Below are 20,931 nucleotides of genomic sequence, written 5' to 3'. Positions count from 1 at the left end.
TTGGTGAACCGGAACATCTATATATTTTTTAGGCTAGCCTAAAACAATGGCTGACGACACCACTGACATCGAGTCACCGACGCGAAGAGAGTACGTCAAGTATGGGGGCACGGTTCTCAGTGCCGGGCTGCTTGCGGGATGCACCGGTAATGCCGAGCGGGGAACCGGCTCCGCGCCGACGGAGGCCGTGACGGAGACGGACACGACAACTGCAGACGGGTCGTACTCCGTGTCGATGTCCCCGATGGGGGAGGTGACCTTCGACTCGCCACCGGAGACCGTCTTCACGCGGCTCACGCACCACGCAGACATGGCGCTCGCCCTGGGTCGCGGGGACACTGTCACGGCAATGCACGCACCGGACTATTACAGTGGGCTGTGGAACCAGTTCGTCGAACGGTTGCCGGGCGTGTCGCTGGACTGGACTGGGCTGTACTCCTCGTGGGAACCGAGCAAGGAGAAACTGTACGAACTGGACAGCGATATCCACCTGGCAGACCCGGCCTGGATCGCCAAACAGGACAACTGGGACCGTGAGGACTTCGAAGAGATCGCCACCAACGTCTCGCCGTGGTTCGGCAACTCGCTGAGTGACCGACACGCCGAACCCCCGTCCGGATGGGGGGACTACGAGTACTACACTCTCTGGGAGCAGTTCAAACTCGTGGCTGAGGCGTTCCAAGAACAGGCCCGATACGAGGCGCTTGCGGCGGTTCACGACGAGATGCGCTCGACCATCGACGCGAACCTGCCGCCCGAGTCGGAGCGCCCGTCGGCGGTACTGCTCGCTGCGGCTGATCTCGACGAGATCTACGCCTATACCCTTGACAACCCCGGATTCCTGACCGCACACACCCGCCCGTTCGGAGCGCGGGACGCCTTCGAGGGCTCGGTCGAGACCAACTCCGTGGTCGACTTCGAGACGCTGCTTGCGGCGGACCCGGACGTCATCCTGCACCTCGGCGGGTTCGAGCCGAACACGAGCCTTCCGGAGCGACGGGAGGCGTTTAAATCCGACCCGGTCGGATCGGAAATCACGGCCGTACAGAACGACCGGATCTACCCCCAGGGAGCGAGATATCAGGGCCCGATACTGCATCTCTTCCAACTGGAGATGACCGCAAAGCAACTGTATCCCGAGCAGTTCGGCGAATGGCCGACGTACACTGAGGGGCCGTATCCCGAAATCCCGGCCGAGGAACAGTTATTCGACCGCAAGCGGGTCGCGGATATCATCAACGGTGGGTTCGAGGCCTGAGCGACAACGATACGGCAGCCGACGCACGGACACTCGGAGCATACTATCGAATAGGCGCATTGTGACAGAGACTCCCCAGATATGGATGAATCGTCTACTATCGTAGTAACTATTGGCAGTATATATTGAATATAAGGGTATAGTGGCCTATTTGTCCAGAAAGAATTTATACTTCCCTGTCATCATCTCACATATGTTAGTTCACGAAGGAAACACGCACTCTTACACCACCGGCTCCGACCGATACTGCCGTCACTGCAACGACGTTGCGTTAGCCTACGACCCGTCGGCTGACCGCCCTCGCTGTCGGTCGTGCGGAAAGCTAGTGTAGCAGCGTCTCTAGCCTTTAGCTGAACCGCCGCTGACCGCCAGTATCGGCCGATCCGAAGCCTGGTCCGTGGGAATTCTCCGAAACTAGTCGCGGAACGCGTAACGAGCTACCTCGTGGGTTGCCTGGCTGACTGCCAGTGCAGACCGACTACAGCTTGACGAGAACTTTGATCGCTTCGCGCTCGTCCATCGCCCGATACCCCTCGGGAACGCCGTCGAGGTCGACGGTTTTCGTGAAGATCGGTGACGGGTCGAGTGTGCCCTGCAGCACATCGGCCAGCAGTTCGTCGGCGTAGGCACGAACCGGTGCCACGCCGCCGTTGAGCGCGATGTTGTCGCCGAACAGCGAGAACACGTCCAGTCCGGAGTCGTCGACCCCGTGCGGGACACCGACGTAGCCGACGGTCCCGCCCGGCCGACAGACGTCGATGGCGGTCTCCATCGCCGAGGCCGCACCGACACATTCTAGGACGTGGTTCGCACCGCCGTTGGTCAGATCGTCTGCCGCGTCCACGGCGTCCTGACCACGGGCGGCGATGGTCTCGGTCGCGCCGAACGACTCCGCGAGTTCGAGCCGGTCCTCGTGGTGGCCCATCGCGATGATACGTTCCGCGCCGAGACGACGCGCCGCGAGCACGCCACACAGTCCGACAGCGCCGTCGCCGACCACGATACAGGTGTCTCCCTCGCTGACGCCGGCGCTGACTGCCGCGTGGTGCCCGGTCCCCATCACGTCCGTCAGCGGGAGAATCGCTTCCAGCGTGTCCTCGTCGTCGGCGTGGCGGTCGGGAACGCGGACGAGCGTCCCGTCGGCTTCCGTCGCTCTGACGTACTCGCCCTGGCCGCCGCCGTTGTCGCCGCCCCAGGAGTCGCCGTTGACACAGGACGTGTGCAGTCCCTTCCGGCAGAACTCACACCGCCCACAGCTGATGACGAACGGGGCGAACACCCGGTCGCCGGGCTCGACTGAGCGCACGTCGTCGCCGACTTCCTCGACGATACCCATCGGTTCGTGGCCGACGCGGGACCCTTCCTCTCGGTCGCTCTGACCGCGATAGAACCACAGGTCGGAGCCACAGACGGCGGTATGGGTCACGCGGACAATCGCGTCGGTTGGCGATTCGATCTCCGGCCGGGGAACTTCTTCGACGGTGATCTCGCCGGGGCCACGGTAGATGGCTGCGCGCATGTGATCGCTTCGGGGTGGCTGTGGAAAACCGTTCTCATGCCACTTCGGTACGTCACCTTCGCTGCTCGTATTGGATGACAACAATTACCAGTGGTGAGACAGAACTAGGCGGCATGACGGACGTTCTCGTCGTCGGCGGCGGCCCCGCCGGCCTGAGTGCGGCACTGTTCACACAGAAAAACGGCCTAGAAACGACAGTCTTCGACACTGACGGGACCTGGATGCACAAAGCACACCTGTTCAACTATCTCGGAGTAGGCTCTCAGGACGGGTCCGCGTTCATGGAGACTGCTCGTACACAAGTCGACAGCTTCGGCGTCGACCGAAAGCAGGGAACAGAGGTGACCGATGTGGGCCAAACCGACGCCGGATTCGAGGTCGCAACCGAGGATGACACGTACGAAGCATCCTATCTCATCCTCGCGACCGGGGCTAACCGCGACCTCGCTGAGACGCTGGGCTGTGACATGACTGCTGAAGACGTCGTCGACGTGGACGTGACGATGGAGACGAGTGTCGACGACGCCTACGCGACAGGTGGTATGGTCCGAGCCGAGGAGTGGCAGGCAGTCATCTCCGCCGGCGACGGCGCGGCGGCGGCCCTGAATATTCTCACGAAGGAGAAAGGGGAACACTTCCACGACTTCGATACGCCCGCCGACGCGGACGCGCTGTTTGGTCCCGAGGAGTAGATTCCGAAACGGCTCCGGACGTGTCTATCTCATTGCTAACCGCTGAATACCGTGTTACTGGTCACTGGCCGGCGAGTACGGACTGCATTCGGCGGTAAGCAAACTCGGACCGGATGAGGCTAAGCAAGTGCGTAATTTGTGGCACTGCCGCCTTTACTACGTCACTGCAGTCAGTTTGGGGTTCTGAAACCGACCGACAGCATTATCGACTGATTCACTATGGCATCACAGAGCCATGTGTTCTCTGTGAAGGAGTTCGAGTTCAACATCAGGTTCACTGCGGGTGCCGACCCGGTAATGGACCTGTTTCACGAGTACCCGACGCTACGACTCCGGAACGCCACATGTACCGTGACCGAAAACGCCATGTGGCGTATCGACCACGTAGACGGTCCCGCTGACGCCATCTCCGCGTTTGATGAGGTGTTTCTCGACGACAACGGCTGTAACGAGTGTCTCGATGAGCACCGCTGTTCCGGGACGCGGGAGTACCAGGTTCTCGACCGCCGACCGACTGCCAGAACGGTATATACGTACCACGCAGACACTGACCGGTGTCGTGCAGTACCCACTATCGTCACCGACCACATCGGGGATGGTGTCGTCTTCGAATCGGAACGTACTGGCAGTACGTATCGGTGGCGGGTGCTGTCGCCGATCGAGACGTCGCTCGATCCGCTGTTTGGTCATCTCGAATCAACACTCCGAACTGGGGTACAGCTCGATGTCGACCACCTAGGAGGCGCTGAACCATGGCGAGACAAGACACAGCCCGTGTTCCCACAGTGACTGTACAAGGTCCACGGCTGTGCGTATTCGTTGTAATAGTGTGTAAACACGACTCGATTGAATACGACGCCACTAAACCTGACGCCGAAATCAGTGGACCGACCGCTCGTCGCTTTCGTCGATGGCTTCAATCGGATCGGCGTTGCCAAACGATGGCTCCGGACCGTCCCCGGCCGCGGCCCACTCGCAAGCATTGGCGAGGACTTGTTGGATCGCCTCGTTGTGGTAAATCGGATAGGTCTCGTGGCCCGGCCGGAAATAGAAGATTCGGCCCGCCCCGCGGCGGTAGCAACACCCTGACCGGAACACCTCACCGCCCTCGAACCAGGAGTTGAACACGAGCGTATCCGGTGCCGGAATGTCGAACCGTTCCCCGTACATCTCAGTCTCCGGGAGTTCGATGTACTCGTCGACGCCGTCGGCGATGGGATGGCCCGGCTCGACGACCCACAATCGCTCGGTTTCGGCGGCTTCGCGCCATTTCAGACTGCAGGTCGTCCCCATCAGTTCGCGGAAGATCTTCGAGTAATGGCCCGAGTGGAGGACGATGAGCCCCATGCCGTCGAGGACCCGCTCTTTCACTCGGGAAACCACCTCGTCGTCGACCTGGTCGTGCGCGGCGTGGCCCCACCAGGTCAGAACGTCCGTTTCTGCCAGTACGTCCTCGGTAAGCCCGTGTTCGGGCTCCTGCAGCGTCGCGGTCTCCGTGTCGAATCCGCGCTCTTCCAGTGCCGAGGCGATAGTGCCGTGAATCCCGTCGGGGTACAGGTCCGCGACCGCTTCGTGTTCCTGCTCGTGGACGTATTCGTTCCAGACTGTAACGCGTGTCATACTCGTGGTTTCCACCTCCGCCGTAACGGCGTTGGCCAAGCGGCAATCCGTACGACAGGCGGACGCGATACGTTTTCGTCTCCGCTGGGTATTCGCCGGGAGACCCTCCAACACATCCATCTGCCTCAGAGACCGTCTTGTGTCGCTCAGCGCCGAGTGTCCGGTTCACGTTCTATCGCGCGCCAGCGCCGTTCCAGCGAGGGGACGACAGCCTCGATCTTGAACCCCGGTACGGCCCGTTTTCCAACTGCGTCCACAGGACTGTGAATAACGCCCTGAAACCACCAGATACAGACGACTGTAAGGGGCTCGCGTGAGAGTACAGTCGAGTGAAATCGGGGCGTAAAGCACTGTTATACCGGATACACACGACTGTACTGCACTCCGGACGTTCGTACAGAATACGGCCTGTTTTTTCGGCTATCAGCGCTTCTCGCTTCTGTTCCGGCGCTATTATGGGTAGACGATAATGTAAACAGTAGATAGGTATAAATACTCCCTGCCAGACGACGTGACTGATGCACCCTACCAGAAACCGCTGTATCGGAAGGTTTCGAGCGATAGAGGCCCGTACCGAGGTGGTTCAGAAATGAGAGCGCGATACTGTTTCCCAGGGCACGTAGCTGGTGACAGTGGCGGCACGTCTCCGGACGAACGGATTCCGGTGGTGAGAACCCATGTCTGAGCACACGCTGGTGCTCCTGGCACTGCTGCCGCTGGCGACGATTGCGGTGTTGATGGTCGGGCTGTACCAGCCTGCGACACGGACAATGCCCATCGCATGGGCGGTTGCGGCTATCGCTGCCTTTGTCGGCTGGCAGATGTCGCCCACGCTGATCGCTGCCGCGTCGATACGCGGCGCGCTGACAGCGACCAGAATCTTGGTCATTGTCTTCGGGGCCATACTCCTGCTGTACACGCTGAAACAGTCCGGCGCGTTCGAAGTCATCAACGCGGGGTTCTCCTCGATCAGCGACGACCGGCGCGTGCAGGTCATCCTGCTCGTTTTCCTCATGGGCTCGTTCATCGAGGGCGCGGCCGGCTTCGGGACGCCCGCGGCCATCGTCGGCCCGCTGCTGGTCGGCCTGGGCTTCCCGCCACTGGCCGCGGTGGTCGTCGCGCTTACGGGGAATATCCTCGCAATCACGTTCGGCGCGGTCGGAACGCCGCTGATAATCGGACTGCGTGACGTGGTGTTCGCAGAGGGTACGGGCGCATCACAGCAGGTGCTCCAGCAGGGCGGCTTCGAGAGCGTCGGCGCGTACGTCGCTCAGATCGGTGTGTGGGCGGCGCTCATCCACGCTATCGTCGGCATCGCCATCCCGTTCATCGGCGTAGCGATGATGACGCGTTTCTTCGGAGAAGAGCGGTCGATCAAACCGGCGCTCGAAGTCCTGCCGCTGTGCCTCTTCGCGTGGGCTTCCTTTGCAATACCCTACGTCGCGACCGCGTACTTCCTCGGTCCGACGTTCCCGGCCCTGCTCGGTGCGATGGTTGGCCTGCTCGTGGTCACGACCACGCTACGGGCCGGCTACTTCCTCCCAGACGACGAATGGGACTTCGGCCCGCAGGAGCAGTGGCCGGACCACTGGATCGGCAGTATCGAGCCCGGCGAGGGCGTCGGCACCACGACGGGTGACAGCCGAGAGGGAACCGTCGCGGCCGACGGCGGCACGGCAACGTTTGAAGAATCCCACTCGCAGGACATGTCGCTGGGTATGGCCTGGCTGCCGTACCTCCTCGTCGCCGCACTGCTGGTCGTGACCCGCGTCGTCAGTCCGATTCAGGAGTTATTGTCGACGAACGGCGTTCTCCTGTGGAGTAACATCCTCGGTACGCCGTTCTCGGAGGGCGTCGAGCTGTTCTACCTCCCCGGGAGCCTCTTCGTCCTCGTCGCCGTGATCACGTACGCGCTCCACGGAATGGACACTGATGGAATCAAGGCCTCGTGGAGCGAGGCGCTTCGGAACATCGCTCCGGCCGTCGTCGCACTGTGGTTCGCGGTCGCCACGGTCATGATCATGCAGCGGACCGGCAGCGCCGTCGTGCTGGAGGCCGCGCCGATCAACTCCGGAATGCTCGGCCTGCTGTCGGAAATCACGGCGAACGGGACCGGCCAGATGTTCCCGTTCTTCTCGGGCTTCATCGGCGCGTTCGGCGCGTTTATCGCCGGTTCGAACACTGTCAGCGACATCCTGTTCGGGCTGTTCCAGTTCCAGGCCGCACAGCAGATCGGTGCGCCGACCCAGATCGTGGTCGCCGCGCAGGCGGTCGGCGGCGCAATCGGCAACCTCATCGCGATTCACAACGTGGTCGCCGCCCTCACGGTGGTCGGTCTCATCGGTGAGGAGGGACGCGTCATCCGTCTCGAACTGATACCGGTGCTGTACTACGGCGTGTTCACGGGCATACTGACGCTCATTCTCGCCTACGTCGTGGCTCCGGGCGCGTTCTAACCCGACTCACCTACCCACCTACCCTCCACCTACTCCCTACTCATGGCATACGATTCCCGACTCCCCGAGCAACGTGACCCGGCGACAGACCCGAGCGCGAACTACGATTACCAAGGCGACAGCGTCCACCGACCGGACCTCGTGGCGGCCCTGAAGCGCCGCGTGGATGGCGACGTACGCTTCGATACGTACACCCGTGAGCTATTTGCGACTGATGCGAGCGCGTACGAACAGCGCCCAATCGGCGTTGTCTCACCGGTTTCGACCGACGATGTGGTCGCGGTGATGGAGTACTGCGACAAGCAGGATATTCCGGTGCTCCCACGGGGTGGCGGGACCAGTCTCGCCGGGCAGGCCGTCAACGAGGCCGTCGTCCTCGATTTCAAGCGGCACATGGACGAGACGCTGTCGGTCGATCCCGAGGCCAAGCAGGCCCGCGCACAGACGGGCATCACCATCGCCCGTCTCAACGACCGGCTCGAACCCCACGGCCTGAAGTTCGCGCCGGACCCCGCCTGGGGCGACAAGAGCGTCCTCGGCGGTGCAATCGGGAACAACACGACCGGTGCACACTCGCTGAAATACGGCAAGACAGACGCCTACATCGAGGAGTGCGAGGTCGTTCTCGCTGACGGCACTCAGACAACGTTTGGCTGGGTCGATGTCGACGACCTCGAATCGCGAGCGGCCGAGGCCGGCCCGAACGCCGACCTCGAAACCCGGATCTACGCCGAAGTCGCGAAGATCCTCTCGAAGGACGCGGCGGAGATAGACGCCAGATATCCGGAGCTCAAGCGCAACGTCTCGGGATATAATCTGGATGAACTGGTCGACAGCGCCAGGGAACGCGGCGAAGTCAACCTTGCCCGCTTGCTCGCCGGGAGCGAAGGGACACTGGCTGTTGTCACTGAGGCGACAGTCTCGCTCGAACCCGTTCCCGACGCTACGGCCATCGCCATGCTGACCTACGACGATATCCTGTCGGCGATGCGGGACGTCGCCCCGATTCTCGATCACGACCCCTCGGCCGTCGAGGTGATGGACGACGTGCTCCTCGACCTCGCCGCGGAGACGCCGGAGTTCGCTGACGTTGTCGGTATGCTCCCCGAGGAGACGGATTCGACGCTGCTCGTCGAGTTCTACGCCGACTCCGCGGATGCCGGCGCGCAGAAAGTCGCCGACCTGCTCGCCGACCGGCTTCCGGACTACGAGGCCAGAGAGTCGCCGAGTGACGGGGCGGGTTCGGTCACCGACGCCCCCGTCAACGCCGTCGACGCGCTGGAGGCCTACGACGCGGACCGGCAGGCGAAGTTCTGGAAGATGCGCAAGGCCGGCCTCCCGATTCTCCTGTCGCGGACGGGCGACGACAAACACTGGCCGTTCGTCGAGGACACGGCGGTCCCGGCCGAGAACCTCCCGGAGTACGTCGCCGATATCCGGGAGCTGTTCGACGAACACGACACGTTCGCCTCCTACTACGCCCACGCCGGCCCCGGCGTGTTGCACATCCGGCCGCTGTTGAACCTGAAATCCGGGGACGGCATCGAGACGATGGAGGCCATCTCCGACGCTATCACGGACCTCGTCGTCCAGTACGACGGGTCGGTGTCGGGTGAACACGGCGACGGCCGCGCCCGGACCCAGTGGAACCGCAAACTGTACGGCGACGACCTCTGGGAGACGTTTCGGGACCTGAAGACGGCCTTCGACCCGGACTGGCGGCTGAATCCGGGCAACATCTGCGGCGACCACGACCCGGCCGAGAACCTCCGGTACGACCCGGACTACGAGTTCGACGCGGGCTTCGAACCCACGCTCGACTGGGACAACGAGAACGGGTTTCAGGGGATGGTCGAACTCTGTCACGGCTGTGCGGGCTGTACCGGCCATCAGGAAACCACCGGCGGCGTCATGTGTCCGACCTACCGCGCCGCCGAGGAGGAAATCACCAGCACTCGTGGTCGGGCCAACATGCTCCGGTCGGCGATGGACGGTGACCTCCCCGAGGACCCCACCGACGAGGAGTTCGTCACGGAAGTCCTCGACCTCTGTATCGGCTGTAAAGGCTGCAAAAAGGACTGCCCGAGCGGCGTCGACATGGCGAAGCTCAAAGCCGAGGTGGTCCACGAACACCACCAGCGTGAAGGTATCTCGCTGCGGGACCGGCTGTTCGCCAACGTCGAGACGGTGCTCTCGCTTGGGAGCGCGTTCGCCCCGATGTCGAACTGGCTGCTGGATTTGCCGGGCTCGGGACTCCTCATGGAGAAAACGGTCGGTATCACCGAGGAACGGACGCTGCCCGCCTTCCACCGGACTACGTTCCGGGACTGGTGGGCTGACCGCGGCGGGGCACTGATTGCTGCGAACAAAGCCGATCGGAAGGCGCTCGTGATCGCCGACCCGTACACGAACTACAGCCATCCCGATGTCGGGAAAGCGGCCGTAGAAGTGTTGGAGGCGGCGGGCGTCCACGTAGTTGTGCCTGACGGTGTGACCGATAGCGGTCGTCCGGCGTATTCCAAGAGCATGCTGGACCACGCTCGCGAGACGGCACGAGCGAACGTCGACGTGCTCGCACCGCGAATCCGCGACGGCTGGGACGTGGTCACCATCGAACCGTCCGACGCGGTGATGTATCAGGTCGACTACCGGGACCTCCTCTCGGGCGACGACGTCGACACCGTCGCGGCGAACACGTACGGCGTCTGCGAGTATCTCGACACGTACCGGCTGGGGGAGGGTATCTCCTTCGACAAGTCGGGCGACTCGCTGGCGTACCACGGCCACTGCCACCAGAAGGCGACGAAGAAAGACCACCACGCCGTCGGCGTCCTCCGCCGTGCGGGCTACACCATCGACCCGCTTGATTCGGGCTGTTGCGGGATGGCAGGGAGCTTCGGCTACGAGGCCGAACACTACTCGATGAGCGAGGGCATCGCGGACCTCCTCCTGGGCCAGATTGACGATTCGCCTGCCGAGCGAGTCGTCGCGCCCGGCGCGTCCTGCCGGTCCCAGATCGACGACTTCGGCGACGGTGACGCGGAGCCGCCACATCCCATCGAGATGGTCGCGGCCGCGCTCCAGTAGCACGGCCCGCATCGCTGGCTCCACGAGCTACGAGGTCAGAACCCGATACCGTCTCGCTGTCGGACTGTCACGTCGTGTCCGTCGACTGTCGACCGAAGCGCCTGCGTGAAGGGCTCAGCGTCGAACTGCCCGTGGACTCTGACTGTTGTGGCGGAGCCCGTTCGGGGTCGCGCTGTGATCTTTGGCCGACCGACCCGGCCGCCCGTGTGAACATCAACGCTATCGAGTGTGTCGTACGACTGTGTCTCGACCTGTTCCGCGGTCTCGATAGCCGCGGGGACACCCCCCTCGACCACCTGTGACGCGAACGCGGCGGCCCGCTGGTCCGGCGACCCGAACAGCAGGTCGACGGGTGTCAAATAGTCGTACTCGACGAAGTAGGCCCGCTCCGTACAGAACAACACGTCGACCATCCGGAGCGGGTACGACCCCCGCATCGTGTAATGCAAGTGGACGCGGAGTTCGTCGGTCACGAGAACCACCCTTGCGCGGTGGCGGCGTCAGTGACTGTCCCGCTTGCCGTGACTTTCGCGCGTCCCACTCGATACATCGTATACGCCTGGACGAGCAGGCAGATCGCCCAGAGGGCGTACCCTCCCAGTGCGCTGCCGAGCACCGTCGTCTGGACGGCAAACGCCTGCAACCCCAGCTGTGTCGCTAGCCCGGTCCCGATCAGGAGGACGCTGAAGTAGCCGAAAAACGCCGCGGCGACCCACATTGCGACAATGCGACCCCAGCCCGGCATCGTGTGCTCCGGCAGCCGGACCGTGTTGACGAGCTGGACGATGACGATGTACGGCCACATCAACAGCCCGGACATCGCCGCGCCGACGACCAGGAGCCCGAAGGGATCGGATATCGATATCGGGAGGGTGAGGATGAAGATGCCCCAGCCACAGAAGACGGTCAGCAGTCCCCAGAACAGTCGGGGCAGGCTCCAGCCCGCGTCCCGACCGTACAGCTCGTAGATGATGTCGGAGCTGTTCCGGACGAACGACTCGATGATCGCGTATTCGGTCGTGAACAGGGCGAGAAACAGCGTGACGTAGATGACGCTCGTCGTGAACCCGCCGACCGACGGCGCGATCTCGATGAGCCACATATCGACCGCGTCGCTCGTCGCTCCCGGTGCCTGTGACACCGCGATGACGACCAGCATCGTCGTGACGAGGAGGAGGCCCAGCAGGAAGGTCAACAGGTGTTCGAGCTGTGTCACGCGCCACCAGCCGCGCCACCGTTTGAGGTTTTGCGTGTCCGGGGTGAACGTGAACCCGTCCTCGTGGACCGTCTCGGGGTCGTCGCCGGCGAAGGGGTTCTTGATCCGGCCCTGATACCGCCCCATCCCGTAGCCCTTCTCGCGTATCCAGAGGCTCTGTGAGAGGTTGAGGTAGCCGCCCGCGCCAGCGTAGGCCAGCGCCCCGACCAGCACGGCGATGGTCCCGACCGGCGAGTAGTCGCCGACCTCCGTCAGGCTCCCCGGAACGCCGACCAGCACGTCCACTGACCCGATGAGAACGAACAGCAGCAGGGTGAACGCAATAGACAGCGCCACCAGAACAAGCTGGAGGCTCTCGACGACGTTGTACATCAGCGGCGTCACCTGGTAGGTAATCCAGATGAACACCATGAGCGCGATGCCGAACAGTCGCCAGCCGACGATGTCGACGCCGGCGACGTCGTACGTGCCGAGTCCAAGGCCCTGTGCGCCGATCTGCGCGGCGCTCGCGGCCCACCCCGGCCAGCCGAGACTGATGAACCCGCCGACCAGCATGGCCAGCGGGAGAACCGGATGGACCCGTTCGAACGCCCGAAACACGCTCTCACCGGTCGCCAGTGTCCACCGCTGTATCTCCGTATTGATGACAAAGTGGAGACAGACCGCCACGAGGAACAGCCAGTACAGTCCCCAGCCGTAACTGGCGACCAGATGCGGCCAGAACAGCGTCTCGCCGCTGCCGAGCGACGCCCCCAGCATGATCGCGCTGGGACCGACGACGTGGCGGAGCTTCGGCACTTTCGGCAAGGAGAGTTCTCTGAACCGCCCACCCGTCCCCGTGTCCGGATGGGCATCGCTCTCCGGTGCCACCTCGAGGTTGTCGTACGCGACCGGCGTGTACGATGAGATGGGATACCGCTGCTCTTTGCGAGAGGCGTACACTTCCGATGTCTCTGACTCCGCGTCTTCCGTTACGTCCGACTGTTCCGTCGGCTTTTCCTCTGGCATCGGTGAACTCACCCACCGACGTAGTGCCAGACGTGCTCGTGGTCGGCGGCCAGGTCGACCTGTGGGAGGTCTTCGAGCGCGGGTCCGATAGCGTCCCACCACTCGTCAGCGGTCTTGTAGCCCGCCGGATGCTCTTGAAACACCTCGGTAATGAGCTTCCCGGCATCCGTGTTGGGGTTTTCACGGAGGTAGTCGTACGCGGCCCTCAGCGCTGCACGCCGGTCGTCGAGTACGTCCCCCGTCCCCGGCAGGTCCGCGTCGGCGATACTGTGCTCGACCGGCGGCTCTCGTTGCTGCTGTTGCGCGTCCGAGCCGACGAGCTGGGAGAACGGGATCCACCAGACCCGGCTCCGTGCGCCGACCTTCCGCGTTTCCAGCTCACCCCGCTCGACGAGTACTTCGAGCTTGTTGTGTGCCGTTTTCCGGGAACAACCGAGTGCGTCCATCACATCGGTTGCCGTCAACGGCTTCGCCTGGTCCGTTCGGTCTCGAAACACCGAGAGCACTCGCTCCGGTGTGAACTCTGCCGTGGACGGTGGCGACCCGTCAGCCCGACCATCGTCCGCGGTATTGCTCATACGTAGCCATTACAGTCGTATGTAATAGACTTTTCTGCAGAGAACTCCGATCCGGGAGCAAACGACCTCCTTCCGTCTGACGCTCGATGGGTCTCAATTTCACACGAAGGTAGGAAATCACTTCCCGGTCGACGCACCGACAACGGCTGTTGCAGATATCCCAAATCCGGTCCACTTCCGACAGCAACCACGTTGCCGTCGGACCGGTCCACCCCTTACTCGGCCGGTTCCCGCGGCGGCACCGACTGCTCGGTTTCCACGACCGCACGGTCGGGGAGTTCGGGGTTGGGTGTCCGACCGACCGTCAGCAAGCGTTCGGTGAGTGTCAACTCCTCCGGACTTGGGCTCGGTTTCTGGACTTCCTCGTAGTCGACGACCACTTGTCCGTCTTCGGCCGTGATACGGACTGCACAGAGCTGGTAGGAGGGGTAAAAAACCGGGGGGAGGAGCCCGATGATGCCGTCCCGACGGTGGAGGCGTTTGAGCCAGGTCCCGCTGTTGACGACCAGCCCGCCGTCTACCGACTGCACGCTCGGCCGGTGCGTGTGACCGTAACAGAAGACGACCACGTCTTCCTTTTCGTCGAACACTTCTCGGGCGGCTTCCTTGTACGGTGTCTGGGTATCGACCGTGAGGTCGGTCTCGAAGACTCCGAACCGGTTGATGGTCTTCTTGATGTCCTGTCGCAGAAGGTACAACGGGATGCCCACGAGCAACAGCAGCCCGGCCAGCGACGCGTTCACGACAAGCAGCATCCAGATGGCGGTGCCGACCGTGCCGAACTGGCCAAGAAACGACGTCGTCGTTTCGACCGGCGCGGACCAGACGCCCAGCAGGTTCAGCGCCGCCAGAATCGCCAGGATGGCGCTGATGTTGAACAGCAACAGGAACGGGACCAGCGCGTACCGCAACAGCGGGTTCATCTCCCGATAGAAGTACTTCGAGAGCATCCACACCGGGACCCGCTCGGTCGGCGTTACGGCCTGGACGTCCTTGAGCCAGTTGTACCGACCCCGGTCCGACAGCTGGCCGGCCCGACTTGTCACGAGCGTGTTGTAGTAGTAGCCAAGCGGCGTCACGTTGGTGTCCCCCCAGTCTTCGATGCGGTTGTTGGGGTCCTGCTGATTGCCGTGTTCGAGGTGGATGGCTTGGTCCCCCACCGGACGGGTAATCGACTTCGACTGGACAAGGTCTACGTTGTACGCCGCGAACCGCTCCACGTACTCGTCGTAGGCCGCGAGTTCGTGGTCGTGGTTGCCCGGTATCAGCGTGATCTGGATGTTCTCGCCGGTCTTTCGCAACTGCTCGAACAGCGACGGATAGGTCTCTTCGAGGGCGTCGAACTTCTCCAGTCCCGACATGCCGGTGAACTCCCACAGCCCGAACGCGTCGCCGTTGATGAGTAGTTCGGCGTGCTCGTCGGTGGTCTCTAACCGCCCCAGAAAATCGAGTAGTTCGTCGAGAAATTCCACGTCCTCTAGCTGCTCGTCGCCGCCGATGTGGAGGTCGCTGATGACGTAGTAGACGCGGTCGTCGGCGGTGCCGTCCATTGAATACGGGTTCTTGATCCACAGACAAAGGCGTTGCTCTCCGGGAAATCACGACGGGAAATTGTGGTCTCAGCCGGGACTGTGGCGTATAGACGCGCTTCAACCGATATCGAGACCTGCTCGATTACAGTTCCAGCACGGTCCGGAACCGCGCTTCGTTGTCGATCATCCGCCCGTATGCTTCGTTGACGTCTTCGAGCGGGTAGGTCTCTATCTCCGGCGCGATGTCACGGAGCGAACTGAACTCCAGTGTGTCCTGTGAGTCGCGCGCGTGTCCGGAGGCCCAGCCTTCGACACCGCCCCGGCTCTGGACGAGCTGCTGTGCGCTCACTTCCACTGGCTCGCCGGGAACGCCGACGACTACGACTGAGCCATCGACGCCGATTCCGCTGACGATAGAACTGATGGCGTCACTCGACGGTGCCGTCGCCAGCACGACGTCGGCCCCACCGAGTTCCTGTAGCCGCTGGCCGGCATCCACGTCCGCCGCGTTGATGAAGTGGTCGGCCCCCAGCTCTTTCGCCAGCGATTCCTTCTCCGGCGTTCGGGAAATGGCGGCCGTCTCAAAGCCGGCCGCGTGAGCATACTGGACCCCGAGGTGACCGAGTCCGCCGACGCCCTGCACCGCGACCAGATCTCCGACGTTCGCATCGCTGTTCCGCAGCGCGTTGAACGTCGTCACGCCCGCACAGAGCAACGGCGCTGCGGCCGCCGCGTCCAGCGCCTCCGGAATCTTGGCGAGCGCTTCCGACGGTGCAGTCATGTACTCGGCGTAGCCGCCGTCGTAGCTCAGCCCAGTGATCTCGCCGTTCTCACACTGGAGGAAGTTCCCCTGTCGACACTGCTCACACGTCGAACAGTGGCCGCCGTGCCAGCCGACGCCGACCCTGTCGCCCACGTCCCAGGCATCGACAGCGTCGCCGACGGCATCGACGTGTCCAGCCACCTCGTGGCCGGGAACCCGCGGATAGGAGACGACCGGGTTGGTCCCCTCTTTCGTGAACACGTCGCTGTGACAGATGCCACAGGCGTCGACCGAGACCCGTACCTCGCCCGGGTCGGGTTCGGGCACGTCCCGTTCGACGACCTCGAAGTCTGCCCCTGCCTCAGGCACGACCGCCGCTCGCATTGTGTCTGACATAGCGATACTTCCGGCTCGACGCGGATAAGCGGCCAGTTACCAGAGAGTTGTACGAGAGCGTCGGCTGCGATACAGCCGTGCCAATCGGTTCAGTCCGCCTCCCGATTCATACTGCCAGCTGTACGTCTGTGAAGAATCTCGCCACCTCGGGGTGGCAAATACCTTGAAATAAGGGTGTCATAGAACAGTTGGCATGGGTTTCTGTTCCAGACTGAGAGGACTGCTCTAACCGTTTCTGGATAGCAGTAACAATCTCCTTCTCTCAGAGACCGCTTTTCCGGAAGCTACTGAGGTGTGTGAATCGTTTTATGACACCCTGTGAAATAGTTACAGCCGGCAGTATCAGGACCGGAGCCGCTGAATGCGCTTCTCAGTCGGGGGATGGGTCGAGAACAGTTTCTCGAACAGCCCCTTGTCGGCGTTGAAGATACAGAGGGCGTTCATGCTGTCCTCGACTTTCGATTCGCGTCCTTCAGCACCGCGTGAGATTTTTTCGAGCGCACGGGCCAGCGGCTCGCCGGTGCCGATGGCGCGGCGCGCGTCCGCGTCGGCGACGTACTCCCGATACCGTGAGATAGCCAGCACGAACACCATGACCAGCGCGTTCGCGAGCGAGGAGGCGATCATCGCCATGATCCAGGAGCCGACGTTTCGCTCGCCGCCGAACAGTACCGCGAAGTAGGCGACGTAGCCGACGAGCATCCCGATAGACTGGCCGACGACCATCGTGATGACGTCCCGGTTCTTGATGTGGGCCAGTTCGTGTGCGATCACGCCCTCCAGTTCGTCGTCGTCGAGGAGTTGCATCAGTTCGCTCGACACGACGACGACACCCGCACCTTTCCGTCCGACCGCGAAGGCGTTGGGCACGCCCATGTCCATCACCATCAGTCGGGGCTCCTCGATATTCATATCTCTGCAGAGCCGCCGGACCATCTGGTGGACGTAGCCGAACCGCTGGTCGTCCGGCATATCCTCCGCGCCACGGAGTGCCAGCCACTTCCCGAGTTTGTACTGGATCGCCGGCACCACGAGGATTCCGACGAGGAGCACCGGGACGAGCGGCAGGCCCAACAGCACCGACAGTGCCGTGCCGGCGAAAACGTAGAACGCGAACAGAATCGCACCGACGACGAGCATCCGCACCTGTAATCCGAAGTCTGCCATACAGGGTCAAGTCCGTCCGGCCGTATAAACCGTCTGGCCGACGATGCCGCTCGTGTCACTGGGTTTTAGCCACAGGTACGGTGACGATTCCGGGGAAATTCGTCGATTCAGTCCACACAGCGGTCGGTCATTATGCTTTGCGGAGTGCGTAACTCCGACGGCCGTGCGTTTCGAGCGTGAGAGACGCCAGCCGCCAGTCGGTCTCCGCACAGAACTGGTGAACGGCAGGGATGACGCCGTTCACGATTTTGTAGTCGTCGCCCGCGATTAGCCGTCCGCTGTGACGGCCCGCTGGCTCTCTGAATTCGGCCAGCGTCGCCTCATACTCGTGGGAGCTGTTGATATACACCCAGTCGAGCGAGTCGGTGTCGGCATCACGGAGCACGGAGATGGGCCCAGCGTCCCGCAGACGGACAGCACTCCCGTGCTCGCTACAGCGCCGCTCGACAGCCTGGCGCTCCTCGTCGCTTTCCCACTCATCGACCAGAGAGAGCGTCCCCGGCCGCGTGACCCGGACGATTGATTCGGCGAACCGTCTCCGGACCGCGAACTCGGCGGCGGTCGCGCTGGTCGGCATGTATTCGAGGAGGTCCGTCCGGTGGGGGAGGAGTTGCACGTTTTCAAGCTCTGCCGCCGGGAGCGACTCCGGGACAGCTTCCTCTCGGTTCAGGATGGTCGCTGCTGCGGCTCCCTCGGACGTGTCGGGTGGGAACACGGTCTGGCAAAGTCCGGCGACCAGCGGGTAGCGGCGGTCCGGACAGGACTCAGTGATAGCGCGGTTCACCCGCGATAGTGACGTTCTGGTGTCACGATACCGCAACGGAGCGTAAAAGCATGCTGACTCCGACTCTCACTGGAGAGCCGAAAACCTATGCGCTTGGGTTCGAAACGACCCTGGCATGTCTCTCTCCCGTTTTGTCGGGCGGTTCCGGCCTTACTCCGTCCCGCTCTGTCTGTTTGCCCTGGTGGCTATCGCTGTGCTGTTCGTCCCGCCTCTGGTTCTCGGGGGCGCGACCGGCCGCACGTACGCCCTGACCATGGCAGTTCTCATCGTCGCGATCTCGTCGGTCCTTCCGTATGCCGTCGCCGTCGGTGTGCTGACCGTCCCGTTCCTCTACACCGGAATCGGTAGTTACGCGGCCCCAGAGGTGTTGCCGACCGATGCAGAGCCGTTCGGGCTGGCTGCAGCACTCCGGCACGTCATCGCTGGCATCTCGTACGTCGTCGCGGCCACCGCCGTCGGCGCTGTCGGCATCGGCCTCGATTTCGCGGCTTCGAGTGGTTCGGAGCTGTTTACGGCGATGGGCTTCCCGTCGTTTCCGTCACTCGGGTTTCCGCCGTTCTTGGTGCTCGGTGGCATAGTCGTCGCCGGTGTCTACGTTGCGGTCCAGCTGTGGCGGTACGAGCGACCGGTTCGGGGCCTGGGGTGGGATACGGTTCTCGGGACGGTCGTTCTTGGCGCGTTCCTCGCCGCATCGCCCGTCGTCGCGCTCTGGATTTTCGGGTCCTATGGCTTCTGAACGACCGTACACTACCTGTAGTAGCCAGTCAATCTGCTGTCCGTCCGATAGTCGGCGCTACCCGCCGGCTTCCAAACGGCTTAAAGTCGCAAGCTCCGGTATCCGATAATGACTCAGCAACAGTCCTCGACAGACGGCGGTCCACGAGCGAGCGGCATGCCGATGCTCGGTCTCGGAACGTGGCAGAACGACGACGCAGAACAGTGTGCGGAAAGCGTCCGGACGGCGCTGGAGGCCGGCTACCGCCATATCGACACCGCACAGGCCTACGACAACGAAAGCGCCGTCGGCGACGGTCTCGCTGCGGCTGACGTGGACCGCGACGATATCTTCCTGGCGACGAAGGTCTGGATCTCGAACCTCTCGCACGACGACGTGATCGAGACGACCGAGGAGAGCCTCGACAAACTCGGCGTCGATTCGGTGGATCTGCTGTACGTCCACTGGGCGGCGGGCGAGTACGAACCCGAGGAGACGCTTCCGGCGTTCGACGAACTCGTCGACCGCGGCTTGATCGACAACGTCGGCGTCTCGAACTTCGAACCGCACCACGTCGAGACGGCGATGGACGTGCTCGATGCTCCGGTGTTTGCAAACCAGGTCGAGACGCACCCGTTCCTCCAGCAGTCGGAACTCCGCGAGCACGCGGCGGAACAGGACTACGAACTGGTGGCGTACTCCCCGCTGGCACGCGGTGAAGTGTTCGGTCACGACGTCATCGAAGCCATCGCCGACGACCACGACGCGAGCGAAGCGCAGGTCAGCCTCGCGTGGCTCCGCGAGAAGGGCGTGACGGCGATCCCGAAAGCCACGAGCGAAGCCCACATCACCGATAACCTGGCGAGCCTCGACCTGTCCCTGACGGACGCCGAAATCGACCGTATCGACAGCATTGACACGGTCGACCGACGCGTCGATCCGGACTGGTCGCCCGCCGCCTGGGACTGAATCGATTTCGAGCTTTCCCGGTGGGAGTTGCCGATACGACTGTCGGTCCGTGACACCACGTCTCCCACAGCCCTCTTCACATTTCGACCCGTTACACAGGTAATGAGATATCTTCGCTCTAACGGGTGGTCCAACTGACCTGGCCGATGCTGCGGTCCACGTTTTCTGATCGTCCCTCACTCCCGGCCCGCTACCGTGACACCGCGCTGTTCGTCCTACTCGCGGTATTGTTCGGTGGCTCGTTCGTCGCGATCAAAACCGGGCTCCGTGAGCTGCCACCGGTGCTGTTTGCCGGTCTCCGGTTCGACCTGGCAGCGGTGACGCTGCTTGGCTACATCGTCCTTACCCGGCCCCGGTCGACGTGGCTGCCACGGACGCGCGCGGACTTCGTTGGAATCGGGATGGCGGCGCTGTTCCTGATCGCACTCAACAACGGGCTGTTGTTCCTCGGTCAGGGCGCGACCACGCCCGCAGCGGCGTCCGTGATGTACGGCCTGAACCCGATACTCGCCCCCGTGTTCGCCTGGTGGCTGCTGGGTGACCGACTATCGTGGCTCGGTGCGCTCGGTATCGGTATCGCGCTGAGCGGCGTTATCCTCATCGTGCAGCCGTCGCCGTCGACGTTCACCGATGCGAGCGCCATCGGGCAACTTCTGGTCCTCGGCGCGGCAGCGGCCGTTGCACTCGGTAGCGTGCTCCTCCAGCGTGTCGGCCCCCAGATGGACAGTACACCGCTGACTGCGTGGGCGATGGCTGTCGGCGCGGTGTTGCTCCACATCGCGAGCCTGCTGGCCGGGGAGCCACCTACGGCCGTCATCGGCATCGGCCCCGAAACGATTGCGAGCATCGTGGCCGTGGGCATCCCCTCGACGGCAGTCGCGTACGCCATCTACTTCGGCCTCATCAAGCGTATCGGCCCGGTCCGTGCGAATCTGGTCGCGTACGTCGTGCCGATTTTCGCCGCGCTCATGGGCTGGGTACTGCTGGGCTCGTCGGTGTCACTGTGGACGTTCGTCGGCTTCCTGGTCGTCGTTGCGGGCTTCGCTCTCATCGAGCGTGTGACCATCCGCATGGAACTGCGCCGGCTCTATCACCGCTTCGAGGAGACATCCTCGTCCCAGCAGACACCGCCGTGTGACGACTGACGTCTGCGGTTGCAGTAGAGCGATCA

Annotated in this window: 17 protein-coding genes; 8 read left to right on the top strand and 9 right to left on the bottom strand. The window is 63.0% G+C overall.

Annotation, left to right across the window (positions count from 1 at the left end; genetic code table 11):
• The first annotated feature begins 46 nt into the window (after window positions 1-46).
• Window positions 47-1,258 (top strand): ABC transporter substrate-binding protein, encoded by a 1,212-nt coding sequence (locus tag AV929_RS19085; protein ID WP_064289023.1) that lies wholly within the window; start codon window positions 47-49, stop codon window positions 1,256-1,258.
• A 478-nt stretch (window positions 1,259-1,736) separates the two neighbouring features.
• On the opposite strand, the gene AV929_RS19080 is transcribed toward AV929_RS19085, so the two are convergent.
• Window positions 1,737-2,777, bottom strand: coding sequence for a zinc-dependent alcohol dehydrogenase family protein (locus AV929_RS19080; protein ID WP_008312124.1), 1,041 nt, complete (start codon window positions 2,775-2,777; stop codon window positions 1,737-1,739).
• A gap of 113 nt (window positions 2,778-2,890) precedes the next feature.
• Here AV929_RS19080 and AV929_RS19075 point away from each other — a divergent pair, with 113 nt between their 5' ends.
• Window positions 2,891-3,469 carry an FAD-dependent oxidoreductase gene (locus tag AV929_RS19075; protein WP_064289022.1) on the top strand — a complete coding sequence of 193 codons (579 nt, stop codon included), beginning with the start codon at window positions 2,891-2,893 and terminating at the stop codon, window positions 3,467-3,469.
• A 219-nt stretch (window positions 3,470-3,688) separates the two neighbouring features.
• On the top strand, window positions 3,689-4,258 hold the full coding sequence (locus AV929_RS19070; protein ID WP_064289021.1) for a hypothetical protein: 570 nt from the start codon (window positions 3,689-3,691) through the stop codon (window positions 4,256-4,258).
• A 90-nt stretch (window positions 4,259-4,348) separates the two neighbouring features.
• On the opposite strand, the gene AV929_RS19065 is transcribed toward AV929_RS19070, so the two are convergent.
• Window positions 4,349-5,089: a ThuA domain-containing protein gene (locus AV929_RS19065; RefSeq protein WP_044952836.1), complete on the bottom strand. Its 741-nt coding sequence runs from the start codon at window positions 5,087-5,089 to the stop codon at window positions 4,349-4,351.
• 677 nt (window positions 5,090-5,766) lie between these two features.
• Here AV929_RS19065 and AV929_RS19060 point away from each other — a divergent pair.
• On the top strand, window positions 5,767-7,545 hold the full coding sequence (locus AV929_RS19060; RefSeq protein ID WP_064289020.1) for an L-lactate permease: 1,779 nt from the start codon (window positions 5,767-5,769) through the stop codon (window positions 7,543-7,545).
• Between the two features lie 42 nt (window positions 7,546-7,587).
• On the top strand, window positions 7,588-10,632 hold the full coding sequence (locus AV929_RS19055) for an FAD-binding and (Fe-S)-binding domain-containing protein (RefSeq protein ID WP_064289019.1): 3,045 nt from the start codon (window positions 7,588-7,590) through the stop codon (window positions 10,630-10,632).
• A gap of 35 nt (window positions 10,633-10,667) precedes the next feature.
• On the opposite strand, the gene AV929_RS19050 is transcribed toward AV929_RS19055, so the two are convergent.
• From AV929_RS19050 to AV929_RS19020, 7 genes are all read right to left on the bottom strand, one after another.
• Entirely contained in the window at window positions 10,668-11,114 is a 447-nt protein-coding gene (locus AV929_RS19050; protein ID WP_064289018.1) for a hypothetical protein, read from the bottom strand.
• Window positions 11,102-12,856, bottom strand: a complete 1,755-nt coding sequence (locus AV929_RS19045; protein ID WP_064289017.1) for an Nramp family divalent metal transporter — start codon at window positions 12,854-12,856, stop codon at window positions 11,102-11,104. Before AV929_RS19045 ends, AV929_RS19050 begins: the two co-directional genes overlap by 13 nt.
• A gap of 8 nt (window positions 12,857-12,864) precedes the next feature.
• Complete coding sequence (locus AV929_RS19040) at window positions 12,865-13,434, bottom strand: helix-turn-helix transcriptional regulator (protein WP_014031253.1); 570 nt, start codon at window positions 13,432-13,434, stop codon at window positions 12,865-12,867.
• Between the two features lie 215 nt (window positions 13,435-13,649).
• The gene (locus AV929_RS19035; RefSeq protein ID WP_050038427.1) at window positions 13,650-14,984 is read right to left on the bottom strand and encodes a metallophosphoesterase; all 1,335 of its coding nucleotides are present in this window, start codon (window positions 14,982-14,984) and stop codon (window positions 13,650-13,652) included.
• A gap of 124 nt (window positions 14,985-15,108) precedes the next feature.
• Window positions 15,109-16,113: an alcohol dehydrogenase gene (locus tag AV929_RS19030; protein ID WP_064289123.1), complete on the bottom strand. Its 1,005-nt coding sequence runs from the start codon at window positions 16,111-16,113 to the stop codon at window positions 15,109-15,111.
• Between the two features lie 354 nt (window positions 16,114-16,467).
• Window positions 16,468-17,292, bottom strand: a complete 825-nt coding sequence (locus AV929_RS19025) for a M48 family metallopeptidase (RefSeq protein WP_008312162.1) — start codon at window positions 17,290-17,292, stop codon at window positions 16,468-16,470.
• A gap of 130 nt (window positions 17,293-17,422) precedes the next feature.
• Window positions 17,423-18,076 carry a hypothetical protein gene (locus tag AV929_RS19020; protein WP_064289016.1) on the bottom strand — a complete coding sequence of 218 codons (654 nt, stop codon included), beginning with the start codon at window positions 18,074-18,076 and terminating at the stop codon, window positions 17,423-17,425.
• A gap of 115 nt (window positions 18,077-18,191) precedes the next feature.
• Here AV929_RS19020 and AV929_RS19015 point away from each other — a divergent pair, with 115 nt between their 5' ends.
• From AV929_RS19015 to AV929_RS19005, 3 genes are all read left to right on the top strand, one after another.
• On the top strand, window positions 18,192-18,812 hold the full coding sequence (locus AV929_RS19015; RefSeq protein WP_064289015.1) for a hypothetical protein: 621 nt from the start codon (window positions 18,192-18,194) through the stop codon (window positions 18,810-18,812).
• 156 nt (window positions 18,813-18,968) lie between these two features.
• Window positions 18,969-19,760 (top strand): aldo/keto reductase, encoded by a 792-nt coding sequence (locus AV929_RS19010; protein ID WP_080510111.1) that lies wholly within the window; start codon window positions 18,969-18,971, stop codon window positions 19,758-19,760.
• A gap of 146 nt (window positions 19,761-19,906) precedes the next feature.
• Window positions 19,907-20,905, top strand: coding sequence for a DMT family transporter (locus AV929_RS19005; RefSeq protein ID WP_064289122.1), 999 nt, complete (start codon window positions 19,907-19,909; stop codon window positions 20,903-20,905).
• The last annotated feature ends 26 nt before the right edge of the window (window positions 20,906-20,931 follow it).

Source organism: Haloarcula sp. K1 (assembly GCF_001647155.1).
GTDB classification, from domain to species: Archaea; Halobacteriota; Halobacteria; order Halobacteriales; family Haloarculaceae; genus Haloarcula; species Haloarcula hispanica.
Note: the sequence above shows the minus strand (reverse complement) of the source record. Positions and strands in the feature narration are given on the sequence as shown.